At 61.0% G+C, this 20,993-nt stretch carries 20 protein-coding genes; 19 read left to right on the forward strand and 1 reads right to left on the reverse strand.

From position 1 onward, the window contains the following. Positions 1 to 14: 14 nt before the first annotated feature. The 19 genes from ACILSI_RS01675 (at position 15) to ACILSI_RS01765 (ending at position 19,536) form a co-directional block, all read left to right on the forward strand. Entirely contained in the window at positions 15 to 3,275 is a 3,261-nt protein-coding gene (locus ACILSI_RS01675) for a TAT-variant-translocated molybdopterin oxidoreductase (RefSeq protein WP_395720098.1), read from the forward strand. 9 nt (positions 3,276 to 3,284) lie between these two features. Then, positions 3,285 to 4,748, forward strand: a complete 1,464-nt coding sequence (gene nrfD, locus ACILSI_RS01680; protein ID WP_395720099.1) for an NrfD/PsrC family molybdoenzyme membrane anchor subunit — start codon at positions 3,285 to 3,287, stop codon at positions 4,746 to 4,748. Positions 4,749 to 4,769: 21 nt separating this feature from the next. Beyond that, the gene (locus ACILSI_RS01685; RefSeq protein WP_395720100.1) at positions 4,770 to 5,369 is read left to right on the forward strand and encodes a DUF3341 domain-containing protein; all 600 of its coding nucleotides are present in this window, start codon (positions 4,770 to 4,772) and stop codon (positions 5,367 to 5,369) included. Positions 5,370 to 5,386: 17 nt separating this feature from the next. Beyond that, positions 5,387 to 6,064 carry a c-type cytochrome gene (locus ACILSI_RS01690; RefSeq protein ID WP_395720101.1) on the forward strand — a complete coding sequence of 226 codons (678 nt, stop codon included), beginning with the start codon at positions 5,387 to 5,389 and terminating at the stop codon, positions 6,062 to 6,064. Between the two features lie 24 nt (positions 6,065 to 6,088). Continuing rightward, positions 6,089 to 7,399, forward strand: a complete 1,311-nt coding sequence (locus tag ACILSI_RS01695; protein WP_395720102.1) for a hypothetical protein — start codon at positions 6,089 to 6,091, stop codon at positions 7,397 to 7,399. A gap of 19 nt (positions 7,400 to 7,418) precedes the next feature. After that, positions 7,419 to 7,850 carry a hypothetical protein gene (locus tag ACILSI_RS01700; RefSeq protein WP_395720103.1) on the forward strand — a complete coding sequence of 144 codons (432 nt, stop codon included), beginning with the start codon at positions 7,419 to 7,421 and terminating at the stop codon, positions 7,848 to 7,850. A 3-nt stretch (positions 7,851 to 7,853) separates the two neighbouring features. After that, positions 7,854 to 9,335 (forward strand): cbb3-type cytochrome c oxidase subunit I, encoded by a 1,482-nt coding sequence (locus ACILSI_RS01705; RefSeq protein ID WP_395720104.1) that lies wholly within the window; start codon positions 7,854 to 7,856, stop codon positions 9,333 to 9,335. Further along, positions 9,332 to 10,012: a cbb3-type cytochrome c oxidase subunit II gene (locus ACILSI_RS01710; RefSeq protein ID WP_395720105.1), complete on the forward strand. Its 681-nt coding sequence runs from the start codon at positions 9,332 to 9,334 to the stop codon at positions 10,010 to 10,012. Before ACILSI_RS01705 ends, ACILSI_RS01710 begins: the two co-directional genes overlap by 4 nt. Positions 10,013 to 10,037: 25 nt before the next feature. Continuing rightward, positions 10,038 to 10,760, forward strand: a complete 723-nt coding sequence (locus tag ACILSI_RS01715) for a c-type cytochrome (RefSeq protein WP_395720106.1) — start codon at positions 10,038 to 10,040, stop codon at positions 10,758 to 10,760. 5 nt (positions 10,761 to 10,765) lie between these two features. Beyond that, complete coding sequence (locus ACILSI_RS01720; RefSeq protein ID WP_395720107.1) at positions 10,766 to 11,593, forward strand: carboxypeptidase regulatory-like domain-containing protein; 828 nt, start codon at positions 10,766 to 10,768, stop codon at positions 11,591 to 11,593. 30 nt (positions 11,594 to 11,623) lie between these two features. Then, positions 11,624 to 13,570 carry a cbb3-type cytochrome c oxidase subunit I gene (locus ACILSI_RS01725; RefSeq protein ID WP_395720108.1) on the forward strand — a complete coding sequence of 649 codons (1,947 nt, stop codon included), beginning with the start codon at positions 11,624 to 11,626 and terminating at the stop codon, positions 13,568 to 13,570. A gap of 27 nt (positions 13,571 to 13,597) precedes the next feature. After that, positions 13,598 to 15,061, forward strand: coding sequence for a heme-copper oxidase subunit III (locus ACILSI_RS01730; protein ID WP_395720109.1), 1,464 nt, complete (start codon positions 13,598 to 13,600; stop codon positions 15,059 to 15,061). Between the two features lie 30 nt (positions 15,062 to 15,091). Further along, on the forward strand, positions 15,092 to 15,418 hold the full coding sequence (locus ACILSI_RS01735; protein WP_395720110.1) for a cytochrome C oxidase subunit IV family protein: 327 nt from the start codon (positions 15,092 to 15,094) through the stop codon (positions 15,416 to 15,418). A 19-nt stretch (positions 15,419 to 15,437) separates the two neighbouring features. Then, positions 15,438 to 15,644, forward strand: a complete 207-nt coding sequence (locus ACILSI_RS01740; RefSeq protein WP_395720111.1) for a hypothetical protein — start codon at positions 15,438 to 15,440, stop codon at positions 15,642 to 15,644. Between the two features lie 2 nt (positions 15,645 to 15,646). Further along, a complete protein-coding gene (locus ACILSI_RS01745) occupies positions 15,647 to 15,844 on the forward strand; it encodes a hypothetical protein (RefSeq protein WP_395720112.1) in 198 nt (65 codons plus the stop codon). A gap of 25 nt (positions 15,845 to 15,869) precedes the next feature. Beyond that, the gene (locus tag ACILSI_RS01750) at positions 15,870 to 16,673 is read left to right on the forward strand and encodes a cytochrome c oxidase subunit II (protein ID WP_395720113.1); all 804 of its coding nucleotides are present in this window, start codon (positions 15,870 to 15,872) and stop codon (positions 16,671 to 16,673) included. A 94-nt stretch (positions 16,674 to 16,767) separates the two neighbouring features. Then, complete coding sequence (locus tag ACILSI_RS01755) at positions 16,768 to 17,838, forward strand: heme A synthase (protein WP_395720114.1); 1,071 nt, start codon at positions 16,768 to 16,770, stop codon at positions 17,836 to 17,838. 65 nt (positions 17,839 to 17,903) lie between these two features. Further along, positions 17,904 to 19,016: a D-TA family PLP-dependent enzyme gene (locus ACILSI_RS01760; RefSeq protein WP_395720115.1), complete on the forward strand. Its 1,113-nt coding sequence runs from the start codon at positions 17,904 to 17,906 to the stop codon at positions 19,014 to 19,016. 55 nt (positions 19,017 to 19,071) lie between these two features. Beyond that, a complete protein-coding gene (locus ACILSI_RS01765; protein ID WP_395720116.1) occupies positions 19,072 to 19,536 on the forward strand; it encodes an EVE domain-containing protein in 465 nt (154 codons plus the stop codon). Between the two features lie 9 nt (positions 19,537 to 19,545). Here the strand turns inward: ACILSI_RS01765 and ACILSI_RS01770 are convergent, their stop codons facing one another. Continuing rightward, a complete protein-coding gene (locus ACILSI_RS01770) occupies positions 19,546 to 20,793 on the reverse strand; it encodes a C39 family peptidase (protein ID WP_395720117.1) in 1,248 nt (415 codons plus the stop codon). Positions 20,794 to 20,993: the final 200 nt, after the last annotated feature.

The following is a 20,993-nucleotide window of genomic DNA, read 5'->3' on the forward strand; positions in this document are numbered from 1 at the left end:
TTTTTTCCCGACACATGAAACGTAATTGGATTCATCCCGAGGAGCCGCAGAACGCGAAGCGCTACTGGCGCAGTGTCTCCGAGTTGGAGCGTCGTGAGAATTTCCTCAAGGATCTGGGCCGCGAGTTCCCCGCTGGTGACACCTTGACGGAAGAAGAGCGTGAGAACGGCCGCCGTGACTTTTTGAAAATCATGGGTGCCAGCGTCGGTCTGATGGGCCTGGCAAGCTGCCGCCGTCCGTTGACCACCATCCTGCCCTACACCCAGCACGTCGAGTGGATGGTGCCGGGCAAGTCGCTGATGTATGCCACCACGATGCCTCGCAGCGGCGGTGCGACGCCCCTCGTTGTCACCACGCACGAAGGCCGTCCGACGCACGTTACTGGCAATCCACTTCACCCTCTTGGTGGCGGCATTGACAGCTTCGCGCAGGCATCCGTGCTCGATCTTTACGATCCTGAGCGCTCGCAGAAGCCGCTTGGCATGGGCAAGGAACTTTCCTGGGCCAAGGCGAATGAATTGCTCGCCGCTGTGTCCGCCGAGGCCAAAAAATCCTCCGGTGCTGGTCTTGGCATCGTGATCGGAGCCACCACCTCCCCCACATACCTGCGCCTGCTTGGCGAGGTGAAGGCCGCTTTCCCGCAGGCCCAGTTGTTCAAGTATGAGGCCGCAGGCGCTGATGGTAGCGCTGCCGCCAGCAAGGCCGTGCTCGGCGCGGGCGTGAAGCCCTTCGTCAAGCTCGGCTCCGCGATGCGCATTCTGGCGCTCGACTGCGATTTCCTCGGCCTGGACCCGGTTGCGGGCGAGCCGATCTCCGCTTTCACGAAGCATCGTGCCAAGGAAGCCAAGACGGCGGACATGAACCGCCTCTACGTTCTCGAAAACCGCTACACGCTCACCGGCGGCATGGCAGATCATCGCAAGGCGATTCCAGCCAGCCTGATTCCAGCAGCAGCAGCCCTTATCGCGGCTGAACTCGGTGACAATTCGGCCAAGGCGCTCGCTGACACCGCTCCTGCCGGTCTGAAAGAGTGGATCGCTCCGGCGGTTCGCGATTTGATCGACAACAAGGGCAAATCCGTCGTTCTCGCCGGTTCACGCCTCGGTGCGGAAGTCCACGCGCTCGTTGCCTCGATCAACAACGCGCTCGGCGCGTATGGTTCGACGATTGATTTGCTCCAGGAAGCTCCCGCGCCTGAATCGGGCGGTTTCGCCGAACTGCAAGCGGCGGTTTCCAGCGGTCAGGTTAAGACCGTGGTCTCGCTGACGCCTGCCAACCTCTATTACGACGCGCCTGACGCAGCGGCGTTCGTCAAGCTCGCCGCAGATAAGAAGGTGAAGCTCGTTCACGTTGGCATGTTGAAGAACAGCACTGCGCTGCACGCGGCGTTGCACATTCCCGCCGCTCATTATCTGGAATCCTGGGGCGATGCTCGTGCCGCTGACGGCACTTATTCGATCGTTCAGCCGATGATCGCGCCGCTCTATGACAGTGCGAGCAAGATCGAAGTGCTCCTCGCGCTCCTGGGCCGTAAAAAGCTCGGCCCGGTGGAGGCTGCGGCGGCTCCCGCAGCCGGTGCGCCTCCGGTCGAAGACGCGGCTTACACGGCGGTTCGCGACACCTTTGCCGCTGCGGCGGGTGGCCTCGACGAAACGAAGTGGAATTTCACTCTGCGCGACGGTTTCCTCAAAGGCTCCGCCTACGCCAAGGCCGCCGCGACTCCGAATGTGGCCGCTGCCGCTGAATTCATTGCCAAGGCCAAGCCTGCCGCCGCCCCGACCGATGAGGCGCTTGAAGTCGTGCTCGCCCCTGACTCCAGCGTGTTTGACGGGCGTTATATCAACAACGCCTGGCTCCAGGAAGCGCCCGATCCGGTCACGAAACTCACCTGGGACAACGCCGCCTGGGTTGGATCCGTCACCTTCCGCAAACTGGGCCTCAAAGACGGCCAGCACGTCAAAATTTCCGTCGGTGGCTCTGAAATCGAGATTCCGGCCATTGAAGCCCCCGGTCATGCGACCAATTCCATCACCCTCCCGCTTGGTTACGGCCAGAAGGGCGTCGGCGTGGTTGGCAGCGATCGTGGTGTGAACGCCTATGCGCTGCGCAAGCAGCCCGGCGTGTTTGTGCTGGGCGGTGCGAAAATCGAGGCGCTTGCCACAATGGCCGAACTCGCCGTCACACAGGAGCAGAACACGATGGAAGGCCGCGCGGTTTACCGTGAAGGCACGCTCGACACCTTCAACAAGGACGTCGCATTCGCGCAGAAGACCGGCATGGACGCCCACATCCCGGAGAACATTTCCTTCTACAAAGGTCAGGTCGGCGTGAAGTCTGCGGAGAATCCGGAAGGCTTCGATTACGAAACCAAGCACCAGTGGGGCATGGTCATCGACCTCAGCAAGTGCATCGGCTGCACTGCGTGCGTCATCGCCTGTCAGAGCGAGAATAACATTCCCGTGGTCGGCAAGGACCAAGTCCGCAAGGGCCGCATCATGCAGTGGATCCGCATGGACCGCTATTTTGCCGTGCCGAAGTGGGGCAAGAACAGCGTTGAGCAGCAGAGCACCTGGGCCGAGGACGATCCAACGCCGGAACAGCTCGAAAGCGCCGAGATGGTGACCCAGCCGATGGCCTGCCAGCAGTGCGAAGCCGCTCCTTGCGAGACCGTCTGCCCCGTGAACGCCACCGTCCACACCGACGACGGCCTCAACGCCATGGCCTACAACCGCTGCATCGGCACGCGTTACTGCGCCAACAACTGCCCTTACACCGCGCGTCGCTTCAACTGGTTCGACTACAACAAGCGCAACCCGCTGACCGAAACGTCCGTGCTCGGCATGAAGGTGAAAAACCTCTACGCCGGACCGCTCGGCGAGAAGAAAGAAGACGAAAGCCTTCGCCTCCAGCGCAACCCGAACGTCACCGTCCGTATGCGTGGTGTCATCGAGAAATGCACCTACTGCGTGCAGCGTCTCGAAAGCGCCAAGATCCTGCAGAAGCAGGTCCAGCGTGACTCCAAGAACTTCCGCGTGCCAACCGACACGGTCAAAACCGCCTGCCAGCAGTCCTGCCCGGCTGACGCGATCGTCTTCGGCGATTTGGCCGACAAAAAGTCCGCCGTGGTCAAGGCCAAGGCCTCCCCGCGCGACTACCAAGTCCTCAAATACATCGGCACCCGCCCGCGCACGAGCTACCTAGCCCGTCTGCGCAATCCGAACAAGAACATGCCCGGCGCGGAGAACATCGCCGTGTGGAGCAACAATCAATACTAACCCGGATTCATGGACGCTTCCGCCCCAGCCTCGAACACCCCGCGCATCCTCGACCGCGAGCCGTTGGTTCTCAACCAACGCTCCTACTCGTGGATCACGAACCGCATTTGCGGCATCGTCGAAAACAAGCAGCCCGCCCTCTGGTGGATTCTGTTCATCCCCTCGGTACTGCTGACCGGGCTGATGGTGTTCTGCTTTGTTTACCTCATCTCCACCGGTGTCGGTGTCTGGGGCCAGAAGCAGCCCGTCGCCTGGGCTTGGGACATCACGAACTTCGTGTTCTGGATCGGTATCGGCCACGCGGGCACCCTGATTTCCGCGATTCTCTTCCTCACCCGTCAGAAGTGGCGCACGTCCGTCAATCGCGCTGCGGAAGCCATGACGATCTTCGCCGTGATGTGCGCCGGCCTCTTCCCGGCCTTCCACGTCGGTCGTGTGTGGATGGTGTGGTTCCTGGCCCCGATTCCAAACGCCAACGCCATCTGGCAGAACTTCAAATCGCCTCTGCTGTGGGACGTGTTCGCGGTTTCGACCTACTTCAGCGTCTCGGCGGTGTTCTGGTTCCTCGGCCTCGTGCCTGACCTTGCCACGCTGCGTGATCGTTGCCGTCCGGGTCTGAAAAAGTTCCTCTACGGCCTGTTCGCCCTCGGCTGGCGCGGTGGCAACCGCCACTGGAGCCACTACGAGACGGCCTACATGCTCCTCGCCGCCCTTTCCACGCCGCTGGTGCTTTCTGTGCATTCCGTCGTGTCCTTCGACTTCGCTACTTCCATCGTTCCCGGCTGGCACACCACGATCTTCCCGCCCTACTTCGTTGCGGGCGCTATCTTCGGTGGTTTCGCGATGGTGCTGACGCTCATGATTCCGGTGCGCCGCATCTACGGCCTCGATGACCTCATCACGCCGAAGCACGTCGATAACATGGCGAAGATCATCCTGCTCACGGGCACGATCGTCGGTTACGCCTACTGCATGGAGCTCTTCGTGGCCTACTACAGCGCCAACCCGTATGAAGCCGCCGCCTTCACGCTCCGTGGCCTGACCGGTCCGTCCACCTGGGCCTACTACTTCATGTTCAGCTTCAACGTGTTCGCACCGCAGTTGTTCTGGTACCGTCCGTTCCGCCACAACATGTGGGTCGTGATGTTCGTCTGCATGTGCGTGAACGCCGGCATGTGGTTCGAGCGCTACGTCATCATCGCTACCACACTGGAGCGTCACATGATCCCGGGTTCCTGGGGCGTCTATCAGGCCACCTGGGTCGATAAGTACACCTTCCTCGGCACCTTCGGCTTCTTCATGATGCTGTTCCTGCTGTTCCTGCGCTTCCTGCCTGTCATCGCCATCGGCGAGGTGAAGGGCGTCCTGCCGCAGTCGAATCCGCACCAAGACGACCACGCCGAGCACGGCATCCAGGAGGAAGACCTCATGGAATACGCCGACCGCCACGTCCCGAAACCCGCCGCCGCCTAACTTTTCAACCGCACCCTGACTGTGAGCACCACCCTCAAACGAGTCCACGGCTACCTCGCTGAATTCGACAGCGTCAAGGACCTGTATCATGCCGCCGAACAGGTGCGTGACGCCGGCTACCAGCGCTGGGACGTGCATTCGCCCTTTCCGATCCACGGCATGGACACAGCCATGGGCAATCCGCGCTCGAAACTGCCCATCTTTGTCTTCTGCGGCGGCATCACCGGCACCACGATCGCTTTCATCCTTCAGACCATCACCCAGACGAACTTCTGGAGCCACATCGGCCTCGGTTTCCTGCAAAAGATCGTCGAAACCTATCCCACCGTCGTCCAGGGCAAGCCCACGGACATTTGGACGCTCCCTGCGTTCTTCCCGGTGATGTTTGAGCTGACGATTTTGTTCAGCGCCTTCACCACTCTGTTCGGGCTGCTTGCCTTGATCGGCCTGCCACGCTGGAACCACCCGCTGTTTGCCTCCAAGAACTTCCCGAAGTTCTCTGACGACGGTTTCTTCGTCTGCATTGAGGCCCGTGACCCCAAATTCTCCCAGGAGGGCACCAAGTCCCTGCTCGAAAAAGCCGGCGGCAAGAACATCGAACTCGTGGAGGACGAACTCTAAGCCGCGCCCCGCACACCATGAAGTACTTCTTCCTCAGCTACCTTTTTGTCGGCGCGATCCTTGTGAGCGCGTTCGGATTCCGTGGCGGCAAGTCTGAACTGCCGCCCCTCGAAGTGTTCCCGGACATGGACCACCAGGCCAAGATCAAATACCAGGCTTCCAGCGAATTCTTCGCCGATGGCCGTGGTGCCCGCATGCCTGTGAAGGGCACGGTGCCGATGGGCTTTGAAATTCCCGCCAAGCCTGTCGTGGACGGCGCGAAACCCGTGCGCTTCGCCTTCACCAACGGAGTTGGCTACTACGACACTGGCAAGATGGGTGATTTTTACGGCGACGGCCTGCCCACCGAGATCACCAGCGATCCGACGGTGTTCAACGACGCTTTCCTCAAGCGTGGCGAGCAGCGCTACAACATTCACTGCGCCATCTGTCATGGTGCTTCCGGCAATGGCAAGGGTGTGACCTCCAAGTATGGCATCCTCACCGCCTTCAACTTCCAGCAGCCGGGCAATCTTGATCCCGCCAACGTCGCCGCCTTCCGCGCGGACGGAGCGATCTTCGATGTCATCACCAACGGCAAGGGCCTGATGGGTGGTTACGGCGGCAATATCACCCTGCGCGACCGCTGGGCCATCGTGGCCTACATCCGCTCCCTGCAACTCGCCGCCAAAGAGGCCGGCGTCACCCTCCAGTAACGGCACGATCACGCGAATCCCGGCATGAGTCACCACGTCACCTTCAACGATCTGCCCCAGGGCGGAGAAAAATTTGAACCCGCCAAGGGCGGCAAGATCATCGGCGCGCTCGGCCTTGTCGGCGTTCTCGGGCTGGTCGCCTCGGCGTTCTTCTTCTTCACGAAGACGGACACCTTCGCCTACTCCTGGCTCTTCGCGGTGTTCTTCACCTTCACCTTTGTGGTTGGCGGCTGCTTCTGGATCCTGCTCCACAGCGCGTCGAACTCGAGCTGGGGCGTCGCCGTGCGCCGCATCTGGGAAAATCTGGCGAACATGATCCTGGCGATGGGAATCTTCGCCGCACCGCTGCTGCTGCCGCAGGTGCAGAAGCCACTTTACGAGTGGATGAATCATCACCGCGAGGCCGCCGTCCATGCGCATCACGACCACACCACGGTCAAAGAGGCCCTCCACCACATGTCGGTGGAGAACCCGCATCTGCACGCGCTGGTTTCCAAGTTCGGCTACATGAACCTGAACACCTGGTTCTCCTGGTACACCCGTTTCTTCCTGTATTTCCTCATCCTCTGGTACATTGCCCGCACACTGCGCGGCAAGTCCCTCAAGCAGGAGCAGGATGGCGACATCAAGCACACCATCTCCGCACGTCAGTTCTCGTGCCGCTGGCTGCTGTTCTACGCGCTCACCGTCACCTTCGCTGCCTATGACTGGCTGGTGGGCCTGGATTACCTGTGGTTCTCCACCATGTGGGGCGTTTACATCTTTGCCGGCTGCGCCTGGGCCTCGATGGGCCTGACCATCCTCGTCATCACCTGGCTGCGCGGCCTTGGTTACATGAAGAAGGTCGTCACCGACGAGCATTACCATCTGATGGGCAAGCTGCTCTTCGCCTTCACGGTGTTTTGGGCCTACATCGCCTTCAGCCAGTATTTCCTCATCTGGTACGCGAACATCACCGAGGAGACGCGCTTCTACCTCACCCGCAACACGGAAGGCTGGCGCTGGGTGTCGATCTTCATCGTGATCGGTCACTTCGTCGGTCCGTTCCTGCTGCTGCTCTCCCAGCCGCGGAAGAAGAACCCGGTCGTCGTCAGCCTCGTTTGTCTCTGGATTCTCTTTATGCACCTCGTGGACATTTATTGGAATGTCATTCCTGAGCGCGGCCCTTCCCTGGGCATCGGCGTGTGGGTTCCCGGAGCCTGGGTGCAGGACATCGCCGCGCTGTGCGCCGTGTTCGGCACGATGGGCTTCCTTTACCTGCGCGGTCTTGCCAAATACAGCCTGTATCCGTGGCGTGACCCGCGCCTCATCGAGTCCGTGAACGTCATCAACTGACCTGATCCCCGTTTTTTCCATGTCGCAGACCGAACAACCCAAAAAAGCCGGCGCCACATTCCTGTGGGTGCTGGGAGCCTTCGCAGGCTTCGCCGTGCTGTTCACTCTCATCCAGGCCACCGTCGATTCGAAGCTCGGTGATGATCCGCGCGCACCGGAACGTCTGGCCAACACCGCCGAGATCGTCAAGGCGCAGAACGAAAACCTGGCGAAGCTCGGTTTCAGCGATTCCGCGAAGAAGAAGGCTGTTTTCGACAAGACCGTCGCCCAGCTCGGTGCCAAAAAGCCCACGGTCAGCACCCAGGTCGTCCCCGGTTCTCCGACGCAGTTGAAACAAGCCGCTGCTGCCGCTCCAGCTCCTGCAGCAGTTCCTACTCCGGCCGCCGCACCCGCTGCCGCCCCAACTCCTGCACCGGCCGCCCCTCCTGCCGCACCCGCTCCGCCCAAGTAAGTCATGCAGACCACTCCCGCCACCTCTGACACGGAACTTCAGGCCGACAACCTTCGCCGCGCGGCGATCGACAAGTCGGTCAAAGGCCCTGTGCTGTTCCTCTTCACCAACGGTGCCTTCTGGCTCATGCTCTCCACGATCCTCGGCGTCCTCGCCGCGATCAAGCTGGTGGAGCCCGAGTTCCTCGGCAACTGCCAGTACATCTCGTATGGCCGCCTTCAGCCCGCGCACATCAACGCGCTCGTTTATGGCTGGGGCATCCAGGCCGCTCTTGGAGTCATGCTGTGGATCATGGCCCGCCGTTCCGGCCAGGAGTTGAAGCACGGTAAGAGCCTGCTCATCACCGCCGGTGTTTTCTGGAACATCACTATCACCGTCGGCATCCTGGCCATCTTGATGGGCAAGAGCACCTCCATCGAATGGTTGGAAATGCCGAAATTCGTCTGGCCGGTGCTGCTGACCTGTTTCCTCTGCTACGCCTGGCCGATTGCCCGTATGTTCGGCCGTGCCTTCCGCCCCGAAGGTTTCATGGTCAGCACTTGGTACATCCTGGGTGCCTGCTTCTGGTTCCCCTGGATCTTCATCACCGCCAACGTCGCGCTGCATTGCCTCCCCGGCCTCGGCGCTCTCGGCGCTGGCATCGACGCCTGGTATATTCACGGCGTAATTCTCCTGTTCTTCGTCCCCGTGGGCATTGGCGGTGCTTATTACTTCATTCCGAAGATCACCGGCCAACCCATCGCCTCCGCGCAGCTTGCTTCCGCCGGTTTCTGGACGCTTGCCATCCTCGGTGGTTGGACCGGCATGCAGAAATACATGGGCGGTCCGCTTCCTGCTTGGATGACCGCCATCGGTGCCGCCACCGGCGTGCTGCTGCTCATCCCGGTCGGTTTGGTCGGCCTGAACCATCACCTCACCACGCTCGGCAAGCACAGCGCCGTCGCCAGCAGCCCCACGCTGCGCTTCATTTTCTTCGGAGCGCTGTTCTACCCGGTTTCCGGCTTCATCCTGGCGCTGAACTCCGCCTTCTGGACTGGTTCCTCACTTCAGTTCACGCAGTCCTGGTACTCCTTCCAGGTGGTGAGCGTGTACGGCTTCTTCAGCATGTGCGTGTTCGGTGCCATCTACTACATCGTGCCACGTCTCTCCGGCTGTGAATGGCTCAGCGTGCGCCTGATCCGCAACCACTTCTGGTTCTCCGTTTATGGCGTAAGCACCATCGTGGTGATGAGCCTCGTCGCCGGCTGGCAGCAGGGCGCGGATCTGAACAATCCCGAGCACTGGGACCAAAGCTTCATGAACCACGTCGTGAACTCCCGCCCCTACGTCGTCTCTCGTGCGGTGGCCTGGGCATTGATCAGCTTCTCGAACCTCATGTTCCTTCTTCACCTTCTGCTCATGGTCGCCGGACTGGGCCGCCGCAGCTCGGCCCCCACGCTGCTGCACCGCGAGCATGATGAACACGATCTTCCCGCACACGCATGACGAACTTCCGCACCTTCATTCTCGGCCTCGCCGCCGCTTTCGGCCTGCCCTGGCTGTGCCTCATCGTTCTCCCAGTGATGAAGTACCAGCAGCTCACGCCCGTCGCCTATGACAAGGACAAAGACGGCGTCGAGGGCTTCTTCCCGCCTGCGCCCATCAGCGCCCAGGGACAGCTCATTTATGTCCGCGAGGGCTGCAATCAGTGCCACACTCAGATGATCCGGCCCTCCCAGCTCGGTCTCGACGGCTGGTACAAAGGCTGGGGCCAGGATCAGGAGGCCCGCCCGTCCGTTGCCGCCCGTCCGAACGTGCTGCATGACTACCTCAGCGAAAAATACGCTCTGCTGGGCATCCAGCGAGTGGGTCCAGACCTCGCGAACTTCGGCTGGCGCGCTCCGGAAGCCGCCGCGCTTCACGCGCACCTCTACGCGCCGCGTTCCGCGCATGACTGGAGCACGATGCCCGCCTATACCCAGCTCTACAAGCTGCAGAAGATCCAGGGCCCCGTTTCCGAAAACGCTTTGAAGCTGAAGAAGAAATTCGCGCCGCCTGCCGGTTATGAAGTCGTTCCAAGCGAGGAAGCCAAGCGCCTCGTCGAATACCTCCTCTCTTTGAAGAGAGATTATCCCGTTCCCGGCCAGAGCGCGGCAGTCGCCGCCTCCCCCGCCAAAAAATAGCCCCTCTCGCGACACGCACGCCCCCATGAGCGCCCCCGCCCATCCCGATAGCACCGACCTTGACCGCCTTCACTCCGCCGTGAAGCGCGAGAAGGCTGATCTCGCCCCCGAAAGCCAGCCCGCGCCGCTGTGGGCCGTGTTTTTGCTCATGTTCGTCGCCATCATCGCCGGCGGCCAGCTTGGCCCGATGGCCGGCGGCTGGAGCTTCGGTGTCAGCAATCCTTTCTCCGTGGCCAGCACTGGCGGAGGTGACCCGCGTCCGGGCGGCAGTGGTGCTGGTGCGGCGCTGGATCCTTTCGCTCTTGCCATGAAAAAAGGCGCGAGCGGCTACGCAGTGTGCGGTGGGTGCCATCAGGGCAACGGCGGCGGTATTCCCGGCCAGTTTCCTCCGCTCGCCGGTTCCGAGTGGGTCACAGGCGGCACGGAGCGTCTCGTTCGTGTCACACAGCATGGCCTCGTGGGTGCCATTTCCGTCAAAGGACAGGGCTACAACACCCCTGGCGGCATGCAGGCGTTCGGTGCGGCGATGTCTTCTCAGGATCTCGCCAACGTGCTGACCTATGTCCGCAATTCCTGGGGCAACGAAGCCTCCATGATCACCAAGGAGATGGTGCAGAAGGTGCGTGACGAGGAAAAACGCGCCACCCAGTGGACTGAGGCCGATTTGAAGCCCTTCGCAGAGAAAAACGTCCCCGGCGAGATTCCTGCCGGCCCGGGAGCCACGGCCGCCGCCGCTCCGGCCAAGTAATCGAATTGAAAGCTGCGATCATGTCGAATGTGAAGCAAAACGTCTCCCGCCAGGCACCTTGGGCTGCCTTTGGAGCCGTCATGCTGATCGCGAACGTGAGCTGTGGCAAGGTGCCTGAGTCTGCGGCGGATGTGAAGCTCGCTCCAGCCGTCGAGATCGCCACCAAGCCCAGCATCACCGGCAAGGTGACGCTCAAGGGCGCGGACTCGGCCCAGTTGCGCAAGATCGTTGATGTCGGCGGCAATCCGTTCTGTACCGGGCATGGTGAGATCGTTGATTCCACTTGGCGTGTCGCTGCCGACGGCGCTTTGGCAGACGCGGTGATCACCGTGCGTGGCAGCCAGCGCGCCAGCAATCTGCCGGAGACCGCTCCGCTCATCGATCAGACGAAGTGCGAGTTCGTGCCGCACACGATTGCCATTCAGCCCGGACAGAACGTGCGCTTTCATAACAGCGACCTCACCTTCCACAACATTCGCATCGCCCGTCATGAGGCGGGAACGCGTGGCAAGGGCGAAAACATCGACAACATCGGCCAGCCATCGCGCGGCGATGAGAACGTGAAGGTTTTCAACACGCCAGGCATCTACCGCCTGGAATGCGACGTTCATCGTTGGATGAGCGCCTGGGTTTTTGTGCATGAAGGCGTCCATGCCGCGGTCTCCACCGCCGACGGTCGCTATGAAGTCAGCCGCGCTCTCGCTGACGGCGAGTATGTCGTCGAAGCCTGGCACCCGCAGTTTCCGAAAAACCTGTCCCAAACCATCACTGTCCGTGATGGCAAGGCCACCGCTGACTTCGAGTTCGATTTCACGCAGGCCTTTCAACTTTGAACCTTTGAACTCTGACCTTTGAACGATCCCATGAGCGCCGCCGCAACTTCCCACGACCACGCGCATGACCATGCGCACGAGCACCATGAGCCTGGCTTCCTGCGGAAGTACATCTGGTCCACGGATCACAAGACCATCGGCATCCAGTACGGCATCACCGGTCTGATTTTCCTGCTGTTCGGTTTCTTCCTCATGCTGCTCATGCGCTGGAGCATCGCCTATCCGGGCGTGCCGCTGCCTGCGGTGGAGGTGATCCGCGAGCTTCCCGGCCTGGGCTGGGCGTTTGAGGAGATGTTCGGCCGCTGGTTGAACGCGGACGGCTCGCTCAATGGCGAGATTTACAACATGCTCGGCGCCATGCACGGCACCATCATGGTGTTCTTCGGCATCGTGCCGCTGGGCTTCGCCGCCTTCGGCAACTTTGTGATGCCGCTGCAGATCGGCACCATCGACATGGCGTTCCCGAAGCTGAATATGCTCAGCTACTGGTTCTTCTTCATCAGCTGCGTGCTGATGATGTACAGCTTCTTCGTCGGCACCGGCCCGGTGCAGACCGGCTGGACGATGTATTCGCCGCTCGCCACGACAACCTCCATGGGCGTGACCAGCATTTGGTCACACGGCCACACCTGGTGGCTGACGGCGATGGTGTTCAATATCTCCGCCTCGCTACTCGGCTCGGTCAATTTCATCGCCACCATCATCAACCTGCGCACCAAGGGCATGGGCTGGATGAAGATGCCCTTCTTCTGCTGGGCGATGTTTGTCACCGCCTTCCTGCTCCTCCTCGCCTTTCCTCCGCTCGAAGTCGCCGCCATCCTGCAGCTCTCGGACCGTGTGTTCGGCTCTTCCTTCTACCTGCCCACAGGCTTGATGGAAGGCGGCAAGCAACTCGACATCTCCGGCGGCGGCAGCCCGCTGCTCTACCAGCATCTGTTCTGGTTCCTGGCCCATCCCGAGGTGTATGTGCTCATTCTGCCTGCGTTCGCCATCCTCACCGATGTGATTCCGTGCAACGCCCGTCGTCCTCTGTGGGGCTACAAGTCGATGGTTTACGGCGTGCTGACGCTCGGCTTTCTCAGCTTCCTGGTGTGGGCGCATCACATGTATCTCACCGGCATGGGCACGATGATGTCCACCTACTTCCAGATCACCACCGTGCTCATTTCAGTGCCGTCGGTGGTTCTGCTGACCTGCCTCATGGTGTCGCTCTGGGGCGGTTCCATCCGCTTCAACACGCAGATGCTCTTTGCCTCCGCGTTCCTGCCCATGTTCGGCATCGGTGGTCTTACCGGTCTGCCCCTGGCCTTCGCTTTCATCGACCTCGCCCTGCATGACACCTACTACGTCATCGGCCACTTCCACTACGTTGTGGCGCCGGGCACCATCTTCGCCCTCTTCGCGGGCGTGTATCACTGGTTCCCGAAGATCACCGGCCGTTTCATGAGCGACCGGCTCGGCAAATGGCACTTCTGGCCCTCGCTGATCGGCATGAACCTCGTCTTCGCGCCCATGTTCATCCAGGGCATGGCCGGCTTCCATCGCCGCTGGTATGATGGCGGCAAGTACTTCGAAAACACCTCCGGTTTCCAGAATTGGAGCACCACGCTGACCCACAAGGTCGGTGGGTTCTTCGGCTTTGACATCCCGGACAACATGCTCTCCCTCAACATCGTGATGTCCATCGGCGCCTTCATCCTCGCCCTCGGTCAGGTTCCGTTCATCATCAATTTCTGGTTCAGCATCAAGGGCGGCCAAAAGGTGGAGAGCGACAATCCCTGGAACGCCACCACGATGGACTGGGCCACGCCCACCCCGCCGCCGCATGGCAACTTCCTCTTTGAGCCCGTCGCCCACCGCGGACCCTACGAGTACAGCGTCCCCGGCCACGGCGCCGACTTCTTCCCGCAATGGGAGACCGAACAGGGCAAGCCGGAAACCAAACCCGCCGCTGACAAAGCGCTCGCTCACCACTAATCGCGAACCTCGAACTTCTGCACCGAGATGGACATCCCTTATACCGTCACCTCCCGGCCTGACACGGGCCTCTACAACGCCAAGATCGGCATCTGGCTCTTCCTGGCCTCTGAAGTCATGCTCTTCGGCGGCCTGTTTTCCGCCTACATCTTCCTGCGTGTCGGCGCGGACTATCCCTGGCCTGTTTGGGACCTGGATGTGACACTGGGCTTCTGGAACACGGTGTTTCTCATCGCGTCCTCTGTCACCGTCGTCATGGCCTGGGCCTCCATCAAGCTGCGCAAATACACGCAGTACAAGCTCTGCATGCTCGCCACCATTGCCTGCGCGGCGATCTTCATGGTGAACAAGAGCATCGAGTACTCCAAGAAGTTCCAGCACTACTCGGTCAAGCTCACCGACGGCACCATCCTCACCGGCCATCTGCCGCATGGCTACCAGGTGAAGTTCGAGAACGTGGACGCCTTGGAAATCGCGATTATCGGCTCCAACAAGGCCGTCGATGCCGATCCCGTCGATCATGTGCTCACCAGCGTCGTTGGCGACGTGCCGAAGTTCAAATTCCCTTCCGGCGTGGAGCAGGAGTTGAATGCCGCCACCTTTGGCGAGCTTCGCAAGACCGCCCGTGCCGCGGCATATGCCAAGATGCAGGATGAGCGCAAAAAGATGATCGAGTCCGCTGAAAAAGCGGTCGCTGCGGCCACCACCGACTTCGCCAAGTACGAGGCGGCCAGGAAGCTGACCATCGCCAAGAACTATCACAGCATTCCTGACACCAAGGTGAAGCTGATCCCGGCCTCTCCGCTCAAGATCGCGGCGAAACCCTCGCAGTTCTTCGGTTACACCGCCACCAGCATCACTTTTGTGGACGGCACCACCGCCACCGGGAAGCTCGTTGACGACAAGATGACCCTTGAAGTCGATGGCGTCGATACCCGTGCGGTCGCGCAGTCGGACAAGTCTCTCGCCTTTGACCATCGTTACCTCGGTGAAGCCTGGCAGAAAGCCTTCGTCGCCAACCGCGACCACCACATCGCCGATTTCGAGAAAAAGTATCCGACGCGTGACAAGGCCAAGTCCGCCACGCTTCAGAAGGAATCCCTGTTCTACAAGCTCAACTCCGCCACACCTCCTGCCGAGGGTGCCGCCCATGGTGACAAGCACGGTGCCGAGGCCCACGCCCCTGCGGATGCCCACGGCCATGAGGCGCATCATCCCACCGTGGTGATCGAAAAGAAAGACATCACCTTCTTCTCCAACTTCACACCGAAGCTCAACACCTACTACGCCATCTACTTCACCCTCACGGGCCTGCATGGTTTGCACGTTGTCGCCGGGGCCGGGGTGCTGGCCTACTTCCTTTTCTTCAACGGCAGAATGCTGCGTGAAGACCCCGAGCATCTCGCCAATCGCGTCGAGGTCGGCGGTCTCTTCTGGCACTTCGTCGATCTGGTCTGGATCTTCCTCTTCCCATTGTTGTACCTCCTGTAAGACCTCGCTCACCTCTCACTTTCCCTCGTCATGTCTGACAACATCGAAGAAATCCAGAAATCCGTCCGGAAGTACATCATCATCGGCGTTGCCTTGCTGGCGCTGTCCGGTTTCACGGTGTGGCTCTCCACCGTCGAGCTGCCCACCCACGGGCTGAACATCCTCGTCGGCATGATTGTCGCGACCTTCAAGGCCAGCCTCGTCGCGCTGATCTTCATGCATCTCAACCACGAGCGGCCCGTCATCTACAAGGTGCTCGCTTTTACCGTGGTGCTGGCTCTCGTTTTGTTTGTGCTCTTTGTGCTCTCCGCCCGTGATCCACTGGTCTTCGAAGGCTTCTACAATCGTAACGAATAGCAGCACCACCGCCCCTTCCATGTCGCTCAAGCATTTCCACCTCGTCTTCCTGGCCTTCGCCATTCTGTGCGATGCCGGGCTCTGGCTGTGGATTCACTTCCTGCCGGAAGAAGCCGCGCGTGCCGGGGCCGCCGTGCTGAAGCCCTACGCCGGCCTGCTCTGCCTCGTCCTGCTGGCCTATGGCGTGTGGTATCTCGTCAAAAAAATGCGCACCATCATCGTCTGATCATGATTTTCGCGCCATCCACCATTCTCGCCTGCGCCACCTGCATGGCTGACAAGGGCAGCCTCGTCGGCCAGGCCCAGGGTTTTGCTATCCTCGTCATGCTCGGCTTCCTCGCCTTCATGTTCGCCTGCGCCACCGGCATCATTGTTTCCATGGTCCGTCGCCAGCGCAAATTTGCCAGCATGAACCCTGCTGTTTGAAACACCTCCTTTCCCCCTCCCCGCTATGAACCTCTCTTGGATCAATGAATTAATCGGTCAAACTCCAAACGCCTCTGAACACGGCGGCCTGGTCGATCACATGCTCGGCTTCGTCCATTGGTTCATGGTCGTCCTTGGCGTCGGCTGGTCCATCTACCTTGCCATCGCCTTCTACCGCTTCCGCCAGAAGAAAACCGCCCGTGCCGACTATCATGGCGTCCGCGGTCATGCCACGACCCACATCGAAATCGGCGTCGTCATCGTTGAGGCCATCCTGCTGCTCGGTTTTGCCTTCCCGCTCTGGTCCCGTCAGGCGGACGAATACCCGACCTCCCCCGACACCATCCGCCTGCGCGCATTGGGCGAGAAATTCCTCTGGAACTTCCAGTATCCCGGTGCCGACCTGATGCTGAGCACCTGGGACATGCGAAATGTGAACGGTGCCACCAACACCACCGGCAAGGATCTGCACGACCCGAACGGCAAAGACGACTTCGTCAATCCCGGCACCTTGAAACTCCCTGTCGGCCGCCCGGTCATCGTGGATGTCGCTTCCAAGGACGTCATTCACAATCTCGCCCTTGTTCCGATGCGTGCCGCGCAGGACGCCACCCCGGGTGTGAAGTCTCACATGTGGTTCAAGCCGACCAAGACTGGCAGTTGGGACATCATCTGCGGCCAGCTTTGTGGTCCGGGCCACGCCCAGATGAAGGCCATCCTCGAAGTCGTCGATGCCAAGGAATACGACGACTGGGCCAAGGAACAGTCCGCCTCCGCGCTCAAGAAGACCACTGAAGCCGCCTCCGCGCCGAAACCCGCCGCTCATTAATTTCCATCCTTCAGGATGGCAGAACCGAAGGGCAAAATAATGACCTCATTATTTTGCCCTTCTGCTTTAGCCACTCGTTCATGATCTGACCGTCATGCCCTCGCGCGCCTTTCACCGCTACTCGCTCTTCACCCTCGCCGTCGGCGTGGTGCTCATCTGGTGGGGAGCGGCGGTGACGACGGAGGATGTCGGTCTCGCCGTGCCTGACTGGCCGTTGTGCTATGGGAAGATCAATCCTGAGGGCTGGTACAAAGTGCCTGCGCTCCTGTTGGAACACGGCCACCGCTGGATCGCCACCACCATCGGTTTCCTCGTGTTGGGCATGTACTACTGGCAGTTCGCCAAGTTCCGTCCGGGTTTGGTCGAGGGAGTCGGCATTGTGTTATGCGCCGCTGGCTTTCTCGCACTGATTTTCATGGGGGCGATCAAAACGGCCGTGTTCATTGCCGTTCTCGGCTTCGCCTGGCTCGTGTTGAAATGGTACAGCCAGCGCTGGCCGCTGTTGCGCGGTCTGACCACGCTCGCGTTGATGCTCGTGGTGCTGCAGGCCGCGCTGGGCGGTTTGCGCGTGCTCAAAATGTCCGATCCGCTCGGCATCACCCATGGCACGCTCGGCCAGGTCTTCTACTGCCTGCTTGTCTTCATCGCCTTCGCCTCCAGCCGCACCTGGACCGAGGGGCGGCTGATCCTCAGTCCCAAAGCCGCCTCCCAGGCGCGTTTTTGGACGCTCACACTGTTTCTCTGTGTCTTCGGCCAGCTCATCCTTGGCGCGTCATTGCGCCACACTCAGCGCACGCACCTCGCTGCCAGCGATATTCTGACGACCAAAGGCCAGTGGCTGCCGCCCACCTCGCCACCCGATGTGTTTTTGCTCTTCGCGCACAAATACTGGGGCTTCTTCGTCGCGCTGCTCATTATCTTCGTGGCTGTGCGCGCCCGGGTCTGGCTGATCACGCTGCCACGGATGCGCCTGGCCGCCACGCTGCTCATGTTTCTGCCCACGGTGCAGGTCGCGCTGGGCATCTTCGTCATCCTAACCGGCAAAAGTTTCTGGGTCACCAACTTCCATGTGCTCAACGGGCTCGCCCTCCTTGCGCTCTCCAGCCTGCTCGTTGCCACGTTTTGGGGGGACCGGCTCACGCGTGGTGATGAGGCGGAGGAATAGGCCTGCAAAATCTGTTTCTGGTCGCGTTCATTGTAGCTGTCTCCTCTCATCCTGATCCCACATCCATGTCACACGCCTGGTACCACGTCGAAAACGAAGCCGACATCCCTTCTCCCGCGCTGCTCTTCTTCCGCAGCCGCATCGAGCACAACCTCCGGCTCATGCTCAAGATCGCGGGAGATCCCAACCGCCTGCGTCCGCATGTGAAGACGCACAAGACGGCGGAGATCATCGCGATGCAGCTCAAGCTCGGCATCACGCGGTTCAAGGCCGCCACCATCGCTGAAACGGAGATGTGCGCCGCCGTGGGGGCCACGGACGTGCTGCTCGCCATGCCCTGCGTCGGCATCAACGCGCATCGTCTTGCCGAACTGGCGCTCAAGTTCCCGGACACGCAGTTCTCCAGCATCGCCGATGACATGGACACTGTCCGCTTCCTCGCCTCCGCCGCTCAGCAGCACAACGTCACCCTCGGTGTCTATCTCGAGCTCGACTGCGGCATGTCCCGCACCGGCATCTTTCCCGGCGATGAGGCTGCCATCCTTGCCCATGCGATGAAGGACACGCCGCGCCTCCAATTTCGCGGTCTGCACGCCTACGACGGCCACATCCACGATGACAGCCTCGACGTCCGTCGTGAGCGCTGCAATGCCGCCTTCGAGCCGGTCCTCCAGTTCCGCTGCCGTTTGCAGGGCGAGGGCATCATTGTGAAGGAACTCGTCGCTGGTGGCTCCCCGACCTTCGGCATTCACGCCACGTATCCCGACCGCACCCTCAGCCCCGGCACCACGGTGCTGTGGGACTTTGGTTATGGCGACAAATACCCTGCCGACCTGCCCTTCCAGCCTGCGGCCATGCTGCTGGCTCGTGTGATCAGCAAACCTGGCAAAAACCGCATCACACTCGATCTCGGCCACAAATCCGTTGCCCCCGAGAACCCGCATCCCCGCGTCCGCTTCGAGGAACTGCCCGATGCCGTCGCCCTCATGCAAAGCGAGGAGCACCTCGTCCTCGAAACCGACCGCGCCCACGAGTTCACCATCGGCCAGGCCCTCCACGGCCTCCCACGCCACGTCTGTCCCACCGTTTCCATGCACGGCGAAGCCTACGTCATCGAAGGTGGCCAAACGACCGAACGCTGGCCCATCACAGCACGGAACCGGCTGATCACGGTGTGACAAGCATGTTCGCTTTCCCTTTTCGCGCCTTCCGTGTATTTCGTGGGCCATTCCCATGAATCACTGGCTCCTCAAATCTGAACCCGATGTTTTTTCCTTCGACCATCTGAAGGCTCGCCCGAAGAAGACGGAGCCGTGGAACGGGGTGCGGAATTATCAGGTGCGGAACATGATGCGGGATCAGATGGCGGTCGGCGATCTGGGGTTCTTCTACCACTCCAGTTGCGACGTGCCGGGCATCGCGGGCGTGGTGAAAATCGTGAAGGAGGCCTATCCCGATCACACCCAGTTTGACCCGTCCTCCGAATACTTCGACGCGGGCAGCAAGCGCGAGGAACCGCGCTGGCTGATGGTGGATGTGAAGTGGGAGGCCGATTTCAAGACCTTCGTCACGCTCGACATGCTGCGCGCCGATCCCAAGCTCGCGGACATGCTCATTCTGCGTCGTGGGAACCGCCTTTCCATCACCCCGGTCGAGGCGAAGCACTGGGAGCGCATCTGCAAGCTCGGCGGTCTGTGAGGCGCGGCCTCAGAAGCCGCTCGGAGCCATCGAATACAGGCCCATCGTCACATCGTAGGCGTCCAGCATCGCCATGCGCTTCAGCTCATGGCCAGCTCCCCAGGAGTCGGTGAAGAGCAGTTGGTTCTTGGCCAGGTTGTAGCCGATCACCAGGCGCATGTGGCCGCCGCTGACCTGCCCGCCCATCGGCAGCGGCGGATCCTCCGGCCTTTCGCCGAGCGCCAGGCCCCACAGCAGCGGCACGCCCCGGTCGATGTGCGCCTTCACATCGGCGACGAAGGCTTTCTCAGACACGCGGCGCTTGCGTCCGGCGGTGTAATACTGTTCCGGGTTCACCAGCGGTTTGAAGGTCACTTTGAAGGCGCTGTCGATCTTCGACAGGCTCTTCTGCATGTTGAAGACGTTCGCGCCGCTCTCGGCGTCCACGCTCACCAGCTTCGCCATCTCATGCTGATCACAGGGGATGCGCATGTACTCAAACAGGCGCTGGCAGCTCGCCGCCACGCAGTAGCCCTTCTGCCCCTGGTCCACCATCGGCACACCCGCGATGTAAACGTCCCCCTCCGGTGTTTTGGTCACGCGCTTGATGAGCTCCATGCGCTGCACGCCCACGGCCATCTTCCCCATGCTCCAGTCCGCCTGGTTCGGCGCGGCCAGCTTCAGGCGCAGGAACTCCGGCTTCGCGGTCTGGTACTCGTTGTGCTCCAGCAGCGCGATGCCCGTGGGCGCGCTCCACATCCAGCTCGTCACCGGCAGCGCCGCGTTGGCGGACATGAGCTGCCGTTTCGGGGCCACCTTCGTCACCTGACCGAGGTTCTGGCCGATCGTTTTGAGGATGCGGTCAAAGTCCGCCACCTCGATGTCGCCCGAGTCACCGCGATTGTAGAACGACACCGTCGCCCGCGCCGCCTTGCCGTTCACGAACTCCACAATCGCCTCCTCCAGCCGGATCGACCCGCCAAACATCGTCAGCTTCGTGTCCACGTTGCTGTACATCTTGCGGGAAAAGCGGGCGCGGTCCTTGGTGGTGTTCACCCACTCAAACTGCGGCGGTTTCTCCTGCTGCTCCGGGTCGGCCAGCTTCACCACGTAAGCCTTTTCAAAATCCTCCGAGCTCCATTGCCACAACTGCGTGAAGTTCAGCAGCGCGTCGAGGTTCGCCGAAAGCACCGGCAGCCTGCGCTCCTGGGCCTGTGCCACCAGACATGGGAGGCATGCGACGAAGGAAACGCAAAGGACGGCAGCAAGACGAAGCATGCGGCCAGTTTTACCCGCTTCGCACCACGGGTGTCAATCATTGTCCGCGTTTCGAGAAAGGTCTCAAAGAGCCGCAGAACGAGCGCATAATGCCAGGCAACTTCTACCGGCTGAACAAACCACTGTGCCTTACGCGCAGGCTTCTGGGCAACAGCGTTGCTAGATTGAGTCGAGCGGTGAGCCTGAAGCGAACCGCACGA

The sequence above is a fragment of the Prosthecobacter sp. genome (assembly GCF_044232965.1).
GTDB lineage: Bacteria > Verrucomicrobiota > Verrucomicrobiia > Verrucomicrobiales > Verrucomicrobiaceae > Prosthecobacter.